Source organism: Clostridium putrefaciens (genome assembly GCF_900461105.1).
Lineage (GTDB): Bacteria > Bacillota > Clostridia > Clostridiales > Clostridiaceae > Clostridium_L > Clostridium_L putrefaciens.
The window spans coordinates 1,414,836-1,428,948 of record NZ_UFWZ01000001.1; the positions used below are offsets into that span (position 1 = coordinate 1,414,836).

General features: G+C 30.8%; 12 protein-coding genes. 10 read left to right on the forward strand and 2 right to left on the reverse strand.

The window, feature by feature from the left end; translation table 11 throughout:
• The first annotated feature begins 75 nt into the window (after positions 1 to 75).
• The 3 genes from DY168_RS06095 to DY168_RS06105 all read left to right on the forward strand — a co-directional run bounded on the left by DY168_RS06095 (position 76) and on the right by DY168_RS06105 (position 5,333).
• On the forward strand, positions 76 to 2,718 hold the full coding sequence (locus DY168_RS06095) for a valine--tRNA ligase (protein WP_115640960.1): 2,643 nt from the start codon (positions 76 to 78) through the stop codon (positions 2,716 to 2,718).
• A 175-nt stretch (positions 2,719 to 2,893) separates the two neighbouring features.
• Positions 2,894 to 4,204, forward strand: a complete 1,311-nt coding sequence (locus tag DY168_RS06100; RefSeq protein ID WP_115642432.1) for a bifunctional folylpolyglutamate synthase/dihydrofolate synthase — start codon at positions 2,894 to 2,896, stop codon at positions 4,202 to 4,204.
• A 241-nt stretch (positions 4,205 to 4,445) separates the two neighbouring features.
• Complete coding sequence (locus tag DY168_RS06105) at positions 4,446 to 5,333, forward strand: YncE family protein (RefSeq protein WP_115640961.1); 888 nt, start codon at positions 4,446 to 4,448, stop codon at positions 5,331 to 5,333.
• Positions 5,334 to 5,335: 2 nt separating this feature from the next.
• Here DY168_RS06105 and DY168_RS06110 read toward each other — a convergent pair whose 3' ends face one another.
• Positions 5,336 to 5,863 carry a DUF4364 family protein gene (locus tag DY168_RS06110; protein ID WP_115640962.1) on the reverse strand — a complete coding sequence of 176 codons (528 nt, stop codon included), beginning with the start codon at positions 5,861 to 5,863 and terminating at the stop codon, positions 5,336 to 5,338.
• 190 nt (positions 5,864 to 6,053) lie between these two features.
• Here DY168_RS06110 and pdaB point away from each other — a divergent pair, with 190 nt between their 5' ends.
• The gene (pdaB, locus tag DY168_RS06115) at positions 6,054 to 6,818 is read left to right on the forward strand and encodes a polysaccharide deacetylase family sporulation protein PdaB (protein WP_172556380.1); all 765 of its coding nucleotides are present in this window, start codon (positions 6,054 to 6,056) and stop codon (positions 6,816 to 6,818) included.
• A 138-nt stretch (positions 6,819 to 6,956) separates the two neighbouring features.
• The gene (locus DY168_RS06120; RefSeq protein ID WP_115640964.1) at positions 6,957 to 7,622 is read left to right on the forward strand and encodes a single-stranded DNA-binding protein; all 666 of its coding nucleotides are present in this window, start codon (positions 6,957 to 6,959) and stop codon (positions 7,620 to 7,622) included.
• A 65-nt stretch (positions 7,623 to 7,687) separates the two neighbouring features.
• Here DY168_RS06120 and dapD read toward each other — a convergent pair whose 3' ends face one another.
• A complete protein-coding gene (gene dapD, locus DY168_RS06125) occupies positions 7,688 to 8,395 on the reverse strand; it encodes a 2,3,4,5-tetrahydropyridine-2,6-dicarboxylate N-acetyltransferase (RefSeq protein WP_115640965.1) in 708 nt (235 codons plus the stop codon).
• 117 nt (positions 8,396 to 8,512) lie between these two features.
• Between dapD and DY168_RS06130 the strand changes: the two genes are divergently transcribed.
• From DY168_RS06130 to DY168_RS06150, 5 genes are all read left to right on the forward strand, one after another.
• Positions 8,513 to 9,652, forward strand: coding sequence for a pyridoxal phosphate-dependent aminotransferase (locus DY168_RS06130; protein WP_115640966.1), 1,140 nt, complete (start codon positions 8,513 to 8,515; stop codon positions 9,650 to 9,652).
• A gap of 498 nt (positions 9,653 to 10,150) precedes the next feature.
• Positions 10,151 to 11,083 (forward strand): ABC transporter permease, encoded by a 933-nt coding sequence (locus DY168_RS06135; protein WP_115640967.1) that lies wholly within the window; start codon positions 10,151 to 10,153, stop codon positions 11,081 to 11,083.
• Between the two features lie 17 nt (positions 11,084 to 11,100).
• Positions 11,101 to 12,027, forward strand: a complete 927-nt coding sequence (locus DY168_RS06140; RefSeq protein ID WP_115640968.1) for an ABC transporter permease — start codon at positions 11,101 to 11,103, stop codon at positions 12,025 to 12,027.
• A 23-nt stretch (positions 12,028 to 12,050) separates the two neighbouring features.
• Entirely contained in the window at positions 12,051 to 13,070 is a 1,020-nt protein-coding gene (locus DY168_RS06145) for an ABC transporter ATP-binding protein (RefSeq protein WP_115640969.1), read from the forward strand.
• Positions 13,063 to 14,043, forward strand: a complete 981-nt coding sequence (locus tag DY168_RS06150; protein WP_115640970.1) for an ABC transporter ATP-binding protein — start codon at positions 13,063 to 13,065, stop codon at positions 14,041 to 14,043. The genes DY168_RS06145 and DY168_RS06150 overlap by 8 nt, the downstream gene beginning before the upstream one ends.
• Positions 14,044 to 14,113: the final 70 nt, after the last annotated feature.

Below are 14,113 nucleotides of genomic sequence, written 5' to 3' on the forward strand. Positions count from 1 at the left end.
AATAGTTGGAATTAGATATGATTTATTAAAAAAGATATTAATTTAAAATTTAAAATTTAAAAGGAGGATACAATTATGGATGAAAAGAAAAACTTAGAGACGAAATATAGTCCAAAAGAATTTGAAGAAAAGATATATAAGAATTGGGAAGAAAAAGGATACTTTACTCCTAAGGTGGATCTTAATAAAAAGGCTTATACCATAATAATGCCACCACCTAATATTACAGGAAAGTTACATTTAGGTCACGCATTAGATAATACACTTCAAGATATGATTATAAGATTTAAAAGGATGCAAGGGTACAATGCTCTATGGCTTCCAGGAGAGGACCATGCAAGTATAGCAACAGAAGTTAAGGTAGAAAATGAACTATTAAAAAAGGGTATCAAAAAGAAAGAAATTGGTAGAGAAGCATTTTTAGAAAAGGTTTGGGAATGGACTGATGAATATAGAGATAGCATTAGATCTCAAATTAAGAAAATGGGATGTTCAGTAGACTTTACTAGAGAAAGCTTTACCATGGATGAAAGACTAAATAAGGCTGTAAAACATGTCTTTGTAAAACTTTATAATGAAGGACTTATATATCAAGGAAATAGAATAACTAACTGGTGCCCAAAATGTGTTACTGCTATTTCTGATGCGGAGATGGAACATAAGGAACAACAAGGTAACTTCTGGCATATAAGATATCCTTTAGTTGGAACAGATAAGTTTTTAGAAATAGCAACTACAAGGCCTGAAACTATGCTTGGAGATACCGCTGTTGCTGTAAACCCAAGAGATGAGAGATATAATGATATAGTAGGTAAAATGTTATTACTACCTTTAGTAAATAGAGAAATACCTATCATTGCTGATGAGTATGTAGATATGGAATTTGGAACTGGAGCTGTTAAAATAACGCCAGCACATGATCCTAATGACTACGAAGTAGGTAAGAGGCATAACTTAAAAGAAATAAAGATAATGGATGATAAAGGACATATAAACGAGTTCGGAGGAAAATACCAGGGCCTTGAAAGATATGAAGCTAGAAAAGCTATAGTAGAGGATTTAAAAAGTGAAGGATACCTAGTTAACATAAAGGAACATGTACACAATGTAGGATTCCATGATAGATGTGGTACAGTTGTTGAACCTATAATATCAAAACAGTGGTATGTAAAGATGGAAAGTTTAGCAGCGCCTGCTGTAAAGGCTGTAAAGGATGGGGAGACTAAATTCATACCAGAAAGATTTGAAAAGACATATTATAACTGGATGGAAAATATACAAGATTGGTGTATATCAAGGCAACTTTGGTGGGGGCATAGGATTCCAGTTTGGTACTGTGAGTGTGGAGAAATAACAGTTAGTGAAGAAACTGTAAGCTTCTGTCCTAAATGTGGAAGTAATAATTTAAAGCAGGACTCTGATGTTCTAGATACTTGGTTTAGCTCAGCCCTTTGGCCTTTTTCAACACTTGGATGGCCAGAAAAGACTGAAGACTTAGAGTACTTTTACCCTACAGATACATTAGTTACAGGATATGATATTATATTCTTTTGGGTAGCTAGAATGGTATTTTCAGGAATACATAACCTTGGAGAGGTACCTTTTAAAAATGTGTTTATCCATGGTATGGTAAGAGATTCAGAAGGTAGGAAAATGTCTAAATCTCTTGGAAATGGTGTAGATCCTTTAGAAGTTATAGACGAGTATGGTGCAGATGCACTAAGATTTATGCTTGTTACAGGAAATGCTCCAGGAAATGATATAAGATTTTATCCTGAAAGAGTTGAATCTGCAAGAAACTTTGCAAATAAGATTTGGAATGCATCAAGATTTGTTATGATGAACTTAGATGAAGATTTAATGAAAGAATATAAAGATTCCAAAGAGTATACTTTAGCTGACAGATGGATATTATCTAAAATGAATTCCCTTATAAAAGAAGTAACAGAAAATATGGATAAGTTTGAACTTGGAATTGCACTTCAAAAGGTATATGATTTTATATGGATAGAATTTTGTGATTGGTATATTGAACTTGTAAAGCCTATACTTTATGGTGAAGATAAAAAGCAAAAGGCTACCACATTAAATGTATTAAAGAAGGTTTTAACTGTTTCATTACAACTACTTCATCCTGTAATGCCTTTTATTACAGAAGAGATATATATTCACTTAGATAGTGATTATGAGTCTATAACTATATCTTCCTTTCCAGAGTATCAGGAAAGCTTAGCAGATGATAAGGCTGAAACTCAAATGACTTATATAGTAGAGGGTATAAGGTCCTTAAGAAATGTAAGAGCTGAGATGAATGTTATACGATCAAGAAAGACTAAAGTTCTTGCTTACGTATTAGACGAAGCTAAGGAAGCCTTTGATAATGGTAAGACTTACTTTGAAAAGTTAGCTTCTGTAAGTGAAGTTGAAATAATAAAAGACAAGGAAAATCTTCCTGAAAACTTAGTTTCATTAGTAGTTAAAGGTGGGGAATTATTTATACCTTTACTAGATTTAGTTGATAAAGAAAAAGAACTAGAAAGATTAAATAAGGAAAAGGATAAACTTGAATCTGAAATAGAAAGAACTAAAAAGAAACTTTCAAATGAAAGATTTGTATCTAAGGCACCAGAATCTGTAGTTGAAGAAGAAAAGGTTAAGGGTGAAAAATACAAATCTATGTTAGAGGCTATTTTACTTAGAATTGAAAGCTTAAACTAAAAATACAAAGATCTTAATTATAGATTGCTATAAAGATATTTTAAAATTTAATAAGACTTTTAAAGGTAAGAAAATGAGAAATCATTTTCTTACCTTAGGTCTTTAATTAATATAAATATCTTACATAAGATTAAAGGAGCTGAGGTAGTTGACTTGGGATAATGCAGTAGATTTTATGAGTTATGAAGAAGCTAGAAGTTATATAGATGATACAGCGAAGTTTGGAAACAACTATGGATTATCACGAACAGAAAAAATTTTAGAACTTCTTGGAAATCCTCATAAAAAGATAAAATGTATACATGTAGCAGGCACTAATGGAAAAGGGTCTACTACGGCAATGATAAATGAAATGATTTTTAAAAATGGGTATAAAGTAGGAATGTACACATCCCCATACCTAGAAGAATTTGAAGAAAGAATGCAAATTAATAAAGAAAATATTTCAAAGGATAATTTAAGAAAGATAATATCAAAATTATCGAAAGTAGTACATGAAGTTATTAAATTAGGCTATGAGCATCCTACAGAATTTGAGATTATAACCTGTGCTATGTATTTGTATTTTTATTTAGAAAAAGTTGATTATGCTGTAATTGAAGTAGGGCTTGGAGGAAGACTTGATTCTACTAATGTTATAACCCCCTTAATATCAGTTATAACATCTATAAGTTATGATCATATGGATATATTAGGATCAACTCTAACAGAAATTGCCACAGAAAAAGCAGGTATAATTAAAAAAGGAATACCTGTAGTGTGTTATCCTCAAAATGAGGAAGCTTTAGAAGTGATAAAAAAGAAATGTAAAAAAGAAGGCTCGGAACTTATATTAGTTAAAGAAGATTCAGCTAAATTAATAAATGTTATAGAAAAAGAAAGTTCATTGACTCAAGCTTTAGAAATAAATACTAACAAAGATACTTATTTTATAGAATTATCTCTTTTAGGACAACATCAGATATTAAACGCTTCACTTGCCATTTCTGTTATAGAAAAGCTTTCTAGTATTGAAAATGTTGAAATAAAAAATAATACTATAATTAATGCTCTAAAAGATGTTAAGTGGCCAGCGAGACTTGAAGTTGTAAAGTATGATAAGGGCAAGGTTATTATAGATGGGGCCCATAATATAGATGGAATTATAAAGCTTAAAGAGAGTATAAAAACCTATTTTAAATACAATAATATGATTTTAATATTAGGAATTCTTGCGGACAAGCAAGTTGATGAAATGTTAAGCAGCATAGCTCCTATGAGCAAAAAGGTCATAACGGTAACTCCACATAGCAAAAGGGCAGAACTAGCATTAGAGTTAAAAGACCATGTAAAAAGGTATAATGAAGATTGTGAGGCAATAGAAGATTATAAAAAGGCCTACGAAAAGGCTTTAACATATGCATCGCCAAACGATATTATAGTAATTTCAGGGTCGCTTTATATGGTTGGAGATATGAGAAAGATAATACAAAATATGAGTCTATAAAGAAAATTATATTATTAAAATTAAGAAAAAAGATGTGGTTATATTATCTAAATGAGAATATAACCACATCTTTTTATATTTCATTATAAACTTCAAAAGTTACATCTAATGTATTAGTTAGTAAATTAAATTATTTTTGAATGCTCCCCAATTGATATAAAGTACATATAATAACTATTATATCAATGAGATAAGGATATTGATATAGAAACTATCATTATAAGAAAGGAGGAGTTCTATTATGGATTATCTATATATATGCAATACGGGATCTGATTCTGTTTCTAAGGTATGTTTAAAAGACTTAAAGGAAATAAAAATTAATATTAAAAGACAAAACGAACTAGTTGGACCACATGGAATATGTCCATGGAAAAGCTATGTCATAGTGGCTAATAATTATAATAACACAATATCTATACTGGATATTGTAGAAGATAAAGAAGTGGCTAACTATTATATAGGAGCCCATTGTAATGACTTAAAGGTATTTAAAGAATATGCTTATGTGCTTTGTGGTGAATCAAATACTTTAGTTATATTTGATTTAATAAGTAGGAAAGTTATAAGAGAACTTCCTTGTGGAAATATGCCTCACAGTATAGATATATGTAAAAGTAATGGGATAGCTGCAGTAGCAAATATGGAAGGACATGAAATATCTATTATAGACTGTAATAAAAATGAAGTAATAAAAACTATAAGTCTTCTTGAAACTTATCCAACAAAAGTAATATTAAGTGAGGACGGAGAAAAGGTAATAGTTTGTGAAAGTAATATGGGGGTTGATAAAAATGGAAGAATAAATATTTTAGATATAAACAAAGGTAAATCTATAGCTATCGTTGAAACAGGGAGGTGTCCTGTAGATATGTCAGTAGATTTTAAAAGGAAATTAGGGTTTGTATCTAACTTTTCAGAAGGAACTATAAGTGCTTTAGATTTAGAACATATGCAGGAGATAAAAAAGGTATATGTAGGTGGAACACCAAGGGGAATATTACAACATAAGAAATTTTTATATGTAGGGGACAACTATAATAATATGATTATTAAATATGATATATATAATGGCAATAAAAATGCCATTACCATAGATAAAGAACCTAATGGAATGGCATTAGTATAAACTTAACTGTTTATAAGAAGTTGCATTATTTTATTATATATTTCAGAAGAATTTGATTTCCATTTATCACAAAGTGACATAGCTTGCTTATTTGAAGTAACATTTATTTTTAAATCCATAAGCATAAAGTCGTTTTCTATGGCTTTTAAGTCTACTATAAAGTTACCATTATCGTCAATGGTATAGTTAGAGGTTAGAGTAAGTTCTCTTTTTATGGTTTCTAATCTTTCTTTTATATAAGCCTCTATTACTTCTGTTTTAGAAGGAGATATTCTATCTTGAAACATAGATAGTACCTTTTCTCCTTTAGCAGACAATACCAAGACCTTTTTCTCGTTTTTTTTGTCATAGCTAATAAAAGACGATGAAATTAATTCTGTTATATATTGTTGTAGTGTAAAGTAGTTTATAAAACCATTTTCTAGAATCATTTCTGTTAATTGACTATTAGATATAGGTATCTTTATACTTTTCAATATATATAGCACCATTAATTTGTTTTCCGCTAGTTCTAAAGTGCTTTCATACATTACTATTCCCACCCTCCCTTTATAAATGAAAGTGTACTTATATATTATAGCATAAAAACTATCTAAAATCCCTATCACTTTATTATTTTAAAATTAAAAAGATATTTTAAACTTCTGAATATATGTAAGTTAATATTAATATTAATTAATATATGGAAATAGGTAGAGGAGGTTTAATATGGAGAAGGATATTAAGAAAAAAATAATAAAGAAAGGGATGATTTCTTTGATTTTAGTAACAGTAGTAATTTTCACTTATATTACTTTAGGTAATGGAAACTCTTTAGTTAATTCAAAAGTGCAGAAAAAGGTACCTATATATTCTGTAGAAACCAGTGAGAAAAAGATTTCTTTCACCTTTGATATAAGCTGGGGGTTGGACAATGTTGAAGAAATACTAGATATATTAGATGAATATAATGTAAAGGCCACATTTTTTGTTGTAGGTGGATGGATTGATTATGATTTAAAAAATGCAGAAATGGTGAAAGAAATACATAAAAGGGGTCATGAAATAGGAAATCATAGTAATATGCACCCAAATATGAGTAATATATCTAAAGATAGAATTATAAAAGAGTTAGAAGTTACTAGTGCTAAGATAAAAAATATAACTAGTGAAGATGTAAAACTTTTTAGATGTCCTAGTGGAGCATATAATGACCTTTTAATTGATACAGCGGAAGGTCTTAATTATTATGTCATTCAGTGGGATGTAGATAGTATTGATTGGAAGTCAGAGGGGGCTGAGGTTGAATATAATAGGGTTATAGATAAAACTAAAGCTGGATCTATACTTTTATTCCATAATGATGCAAAGTATACACCTAAGAATATTCCAAGGATTATCCAATATTTTAAATCTAAGGATTATGAAATAGTAAAGGTGGGTGACCTTATATATAGAGAAAATTATAAGATTGATAGTTTAGGAATTCAAAAACTAATGAATTAGTAAAATAATTAAGAAAAAGATTTGAGTACATGTAATATAAATGAATGTGTATATTAAAGAAAATAGTAATAATTGTATGTGTTGTAGAATATTTTAGTTATATAAGATGATAAAAAACAAAGGGAGAGAGGGGCTAATATGGATAATTTGATGTTGAACAATAAGATTTATTTAGAAGGAAAGATTATTTCGGATTTAGAGTTTAGTCATGAAATGTATGGAGAAGGGTTTTATATATTTTATTTAGAGTCTACAAGATTAAGTGAAGCTAGTGATGTTTTATCTATAACTATATCAGAAAGATTAATGGGTGGCATAAAGTTTGAAATTGGTGAGGAGGTAGCTTTAGAAGGACAATTAAGGTCTTATAATAAGTTTATAGATGGATGTAATAGACTTATATTGACGGTATTTGCAAGGAATATAGAGCCTTGTCTTGAGAAAAGCAAGAATCCTAATGAAATATTTCTAGATGGGTTTATATGTAAGGAACCCGTATATAGAACTACTCCTTTTGGTCGTGAGATAGCAGATATATTAATAGCTGTTAATAGGCCCTATAATAAATCTGACTATATACCAACAATAGCTTGGGGTAGGAATTCAAGATTTTGCCAAAGCTTGAGTGTTGGGGATAACATAAGGATTTGGGGAAGACTTCAAAGTAGGGAATATCAAAAAAAAGTATCTGAAAATGAATATGTAAAGAAGGTAGCATATGAAGTATCAACATCTAAAATGGAGAAGGTCGTTAAAGAGGACTTGCCTGAAGATGAATCAAACCATGATGAAGAGGTAGTTTAAAAAAACACTGCTAGGGTAAACATATAAGAATTACCTTAGCAGTGATTTTTATTTATAAGTATTAATTATTTACGAAGATCATCTAAAATCTTAGTCTTATCTTTAGTTTTGTCATCAACAACCTTTATAATTTTAGCAGGGGTTCCTGCAACAACTACATTTTCAGGAACATCTTCAACTACAACTGAACCGGCTGCAACTACAGATCCTTTACCTATTTTAACGCCCTCTAAAATAACAGCATTTGCACCTATTAATACATTATCGCCAATTTCACAAGGGGTTTTACTTGGTGGCTCTAGGACACCTGCCACTATAGCTCCAGCTCCAAGATGGACCCTTTTACCAAGCTTTCCACGGGCTCCTACTACAGCGTTCATATCTACCATAGAACCTTCACCTATTTCTGCGCCTATGTTAATAATTGCGCCCATCATTATAACTGAATTTTTGCCTATAGAAACTTTATCTCTTATAACTGCACCTGGTTCTATCCTTGCATCAACTTCTAAAAGGTTTATAAGAGGAATTGCAGAGTTTCTTCGGTCATTTTCCATTCTAAAGTGTTTAATTGTTTCTTTATTGTTTAATATGAAATTGGAAATCTCATCACTTTCACCAAAAAGTATATAAATTCCCTCGGAGCCATACCATTCTATAGTTTCAGGAAATATGCCAAGAATACCATTTACATAAGCCTTTACTGGTGTGGATTTTTTGGATTCCTTTATGTATCTTGCAATTTCATAAGGGTCAGTTAAATCATAGTTCATATAATTAAATCATCCTTTCAAACTTTGATGTATTTTTTTTCTTAATATAATATAATAGATTATATCATATTATATCATATAATATGATTATTATTCTAAGAAAAGAGGGCAATCTACATGAATGAAAACCTTAAAAATGTTGAAGTTTCAGGTATAAGGAAGTTTTTTGATAAGGTAACGAAAGTTGAAGGGGCAATATCTTTAACATTAGGTCAACCTGACTTCACTGTACCAATACCTATAAAAGAAGGTATAATAAAAGCTTTAAATGAGAATAAAACTACGTACACACCTAATAATGGAATTCCAGAACTTAGAGAAAAGATAAGTGAGTACTTATCTATAGTGAATATTCATTATAATAAAGAGGAAATTTGTGTAACAGCTGGAGGAAGCGAAGGGTTGTTTTGTATTTTTACAGCTATACTAAATAAGGGTGATAAAATACTTATACCATCTATAGCTTACCCTTCCTATGAAGCTATATCAAAGATATTAGGTGCGGAAGTTATCTATTACAATTTAAAAGAAGATTTATCTATAGATATAGAAGATATTAAAGAAAAAATAAAAAGGCATAAAATAAAGGCTATGGTTTTATCTTTTCCATCTAATCCAACGGGTACAGTTTTAAGTAAGAAAGATTTAAAAGAATTACATGATATATTAAAGCAAAGTTCCACTATAATAATTTCTGATGAAATATATAGTTCTATAAATTTTGAAGACAATTATTATTCTATATCTCAATATGAAGATATCTTGGATAGAGTTATTTTAATAAGTGGATTTTCTAAAATGTTTTCTATGACAGGCCTTAGAATAGGCTATGTATGCGCAAAAGAAAAATATATTAAAGAAATTACTAAGGTTCATCAATATAATGCATCTTCGGCACCCTCCATTGTACAATGGGGTGTATATGAGGGGTTTGAAGAGGGTATGGAGTATACAAAGATTATGAGAGATGAATTTAAAGAAAGATCTGAATATGTATATAATAGATTAATATCTATGGGGATTGAAACTAATCTACCAAAAGGAGCTTTTTATATATTTCCTTCAATAAAGAAATATGGATTAAGTAGTGAAGATTTTTGCTTAAGATTACTTGAAGAGGCAAAGGTGGCCTTGGTTCCAGGATCAGCATTTGGACCACTTGGAGAAGGCTATGCAAGAGTTTCGTTTTCCTATAGCATGGAGACCTTAAAAAGGTCTTTAGATTTAATAGAGGTATGGCTAAAAGATAATTTTTAAAGATATTTAAAAGATAGATAATTATAATAATGGTAATAACCTTGCTGTTTTAGAGCTAGTTTCTAGATAGTAAGGTTATTTATTTTATATCAATAAAATGTATATAAGTGTACTTTTAGTGTTTATATAAAACAATATAGAATAATATTAAGATTAAGTGAGTATATAATTAAGACAATTTAAAAGTATAGGGTAAATATAATTGACATAAAAAATGAGCTGTGGTAATATTAGAAAAAATGAAGATATAGATTGAGAACAAATCAATTATCAGTAAATTAAATCAAGTCTATAGATTAAACTTATACTGTAGAGAATAATTAATACATTTCAAAATATAAGGGTACAATCCTTTATTCTAGGTGCACATCAATGAAAAGCCTAATATACTATTTAGGTATTTACTATATAAAATTACTCAGAAGTCAAGGTTGAATATTGTGACAAATGATAGGGTGATCAACATTAAATTTAAGTTTAAAGAAGGGGGGAAATATCTTGATAAAGTATATTTTAAAAAGGTTATTTGCAAGTATTATAACCATTTGGATTGTTATTACATTAACTTTCTTTTTAATGAGATTAATGCCAGGAGGACCCTTTGATGGAGAAAAAAAGGTGCCGCCGCAAATTAAAGCCAACTTAGAAGCAAAGTTTGGCATGGATAAGCCTCTTGGGACACAGTATGTAATATATATGAAAAATCTTTTAAAAGGAGATCTTGGTCCATCTATGAAATATGAAGGTAGAACCGTCAGATGGGTTATTGGTTATTCATTTCCAACCTCAGCTAAACTAGGTATTGTTGTAGTTATAGTAGCTTTGGGTTTAGGGGTTTATATGGGGGTAATATCGGCTTTAAATCAAGGTAAGTGGCCAGATTATCTTTGTATGATTTTAGCTACTTTAGGTGTTACTGTACCAAGCTTTGTAATGGCAACATTGCTCATACTTGTGTTTTCAGTTAAATTAGGTATATTACCAGTAATAGGGTTTGGAAGTGCTAAAAATTATATAATGCCCGTAATAGCACTAGGTGGATACTCTATAGCATTTATAGCAAGGCTTACAAGATCTAGACTAATAGAGGTAGTTCAGCAAGATTATGTGAGAACAGCTAAAGCTAAAGGATTAAGTAGAAACACTGTTATATATAAGCATGCTTTAAGAAATTCATTAATACCTATTGTTACTTATTTAGGACCATTAGTTGCTGGAATACTTACAGGAAGTTTTGTAGTTGAAAGGATATTTGGTATACCGGGACTTGGTGGAGAATTCGTAAATTCCATTAATAATAGGGATTATACCACTCTTTTAGGAGTTACAGTTTTTTATAGTGTTTTATTAGTTGTATGTAATTTTATTGTTGATATTTTATATGTAATTATAGATCCAAGGATTAAGCTTGATAATTTAAAGGCTGAATAGTTTAGGGGGTGACTAATATGGAGATTAATGAAAAAATAGATATAGAGATGTTTAATAAGCTTTCTGAGGAAGAGAAGATAAAAGATGAGATAGTAAGGCCAAGTGTTACCTATTGGCAAGATGCGTGGAGAAGGCTAAAAGCAAATAAACTTGCAATAGTATCTTTAGGTTTTATTATAGTAATTACACTAGGAGCAATTTTTGTACCTATGTTTTCTAAGCTTGATTATTTCAGTAATGATTTTAGTGTGGCTAATCAAAGGTCTAGTTCAATTCATTGGTTTGGAACAGATCAATTTGGAAGAGATTTATTTGTTAGAATTATGTATGGTGCTAGATATTCTTTGACTATAGCTTATGTAGCCTCTTTTCTTAATTTTGTTATAGGGGTTTTATACGGCGGTATTGCAGGATATGTAGGGGGAACTGTAGACAGTATAATGATGAGAATTGTAGACATTATATATTCTATACCTATGATGATATATGTAATATTACTTATGGTTATTATTGGACCTGGTCTTAAAAGCATAATAGTAGCTCTTGCTATTTCATATTGGCTTTCAATGGCACGTATTGTAAGAGGGGAAATATTACAGCTTAAGGAGCAAGAATTTGTTCTTGCAGCTAGAGTTTTAGGAGCTAACGGTAAACGTATACTATTAAGACACCTAATACCTAATAGTATGGGATCTATAATTGTAACTTTAACATTGTTAATTCCTTCAGCTATATTTACGGAGGCTTTTTTAAGCTTTGTGGGACTCGGAATTCCAGCACCAAAAGCATCTTGGGGAACTTTAACTTCTGAAGCACTTCAAGGATATACCATATATCCTTATCAGTTAATATTTCCGTCACTAGCCATCTGTTTTACTATATTAGCTTTTAACCTTTTAGGAGATGGACTTAGAGATGCTTTGGATCCAAAATTAAGAAAATAAGCTGATTAAGGGGTGATATATATATGGAAAACTTATTAGAAATAAGAGACTTGAAAACTAGCTTTTTCACCCACGTGGGCGAGGTTAAAGCTGTAGGAGGCATATCTTTTAGTTTGAAAAAGGGTCAGGCAGTAGGTATAGTAGGGGAATCTGGTAGTGGAAAAAGTGTAAGTATGATGTCCTTAATGAGACTTTTATCTGATAATGGAAAGATTATAAATGGTGAAATAATATTTGATAATAAAGATTTGATAAAACTAAGAGAAAAGGATATGGAAAAGATAAGAGGAAATGATATAGGTATGATATTTCAAGATCCAATGACTTCCTTAAACCCTGTTTATACCATAGGAAAACAGGTAATTGAACCTTTGATGAAGCATAAATCAGTAACTAAAAGTGAAGCTTACAATATTGCATTAAAGATGTTATCAATTGTTGGAATACCAAGTCCTGAAAAAAGAATGACTCAGTATCCTCACGAGTTTTCAGGTGGAATGAGACAAAGAGTTATGATAGCTATGGCTATGGTGTGTGATCCAAAGTTACTGATTGCAGACGAACCTACAACAGCTCTTGATGTAACTATACAAGCTCAAATACTTGAACTTATGAAAGATCTTAAAGAAAAGATTAATACATCAATTATATTAATAACTCATGACCTTGGAGTAGTTGCTGATGTGTGTGATGATATAAATGTAATGTATGGAGGGCTTATCATTGAAAAGGGCAGTAAAGAGGATATCTTTTATCATCCAAAACATCCGTATACTTGGGGATTGCTTAGAAGTATTCCAAATCCTAAAGCACAGTTAAAAGAAAGGTTAAAGCCTATTGATGGCCAACCACCGGATTTATTGAAACCTCCTTTAGGGTGTCCTTTTGCTCCACGATGCGAATATGCCATGAAAATATGTTTAGCTAAAAGGCCACCATTTTTTAATATTAGCCACTATCATACTTCGGCTTGTTGGTTAAATCATCCAAACGCTATTAAAGTAATGGCACCAATTGGTGGGGAGGCGATTAAAAATGTCTGAGAAAAAGGAAGTCTTATTAGAAGTAAATAATCTAACTAAATTCTTCCACGTTAACAAAGGGAGTTTTTTAGGTAGTAAAAGTTATGTTAAGGCTGTAGATAGAGTAAGTTTTAAAATTAATAGGGGAGAAACCTTAGGCCTTGTAGGAGAATCAGGCTGTGGGAAAACTACGTTAGGAAGAACTGCAGTTAGACTTTATGATGCTACCGCAGGAGAAATAATATACAAAGGCGTAAATTTAGCTAAATACAGTCAAAGGCAGATGTTGCCTTACAGAAGAAAGTTACAAATGATATTTCAAGATCCGTATGCTTCTTTAGATTCAAGAATGACAGTTGGGGATATAATAGGTGAAGCCATAGATATACATGACCTTGGCAAAGGAAAAGAAAGGTTAGATAAGATCAGAAGCCTTTTAGATAAGGTTGGATTAAATAGTGATCATATAAGCAGATATCCACACGAATTTTCGGGTGGGCAAAGGCAAAGAATTGGTATTGCAAGAGCTCTTGCGGTAGAACCGGAATTTATAGTTTGTGATGAACCTATTTCAGCATTAGATGTATCTATACAAGCTCAAGTTGTAAACATGCTAGAAGATTTACAAAAGGATTTAGGCTTAACCTATCTTTTTATTGCTCACGATTTATCTATGGTTAAGCATATATCTAATAATATAGGAGTAATGTACTTAGGGAGACTTGTAGAAGTTGGAGAAAGTAATGAACTTTATGGTCATCCTCTTCATCCTTATACTCAGGCTCTTCTTTCCGCAATACCTATACCTGATCCTAAAGCATCTGCAGCACAAAAGAGGATAGTTTTAAAGGGAGAAATTCCATCGCCAATAGATCCTCCACCGGGATGTAGGTTCAAGGGTAGATGCAAATATGCAAAACCAATATGCTCTGAAGAAGACCCAGACTTAAAAGAAATCCAAAAAAACCATTTTGTTGCATGCCATCTATATTAAATATTATTAATTTTAGGAGGTGACATTAAAAAGGCTTAATGGATTGCATCAAATTTATTATAAAGGGGGA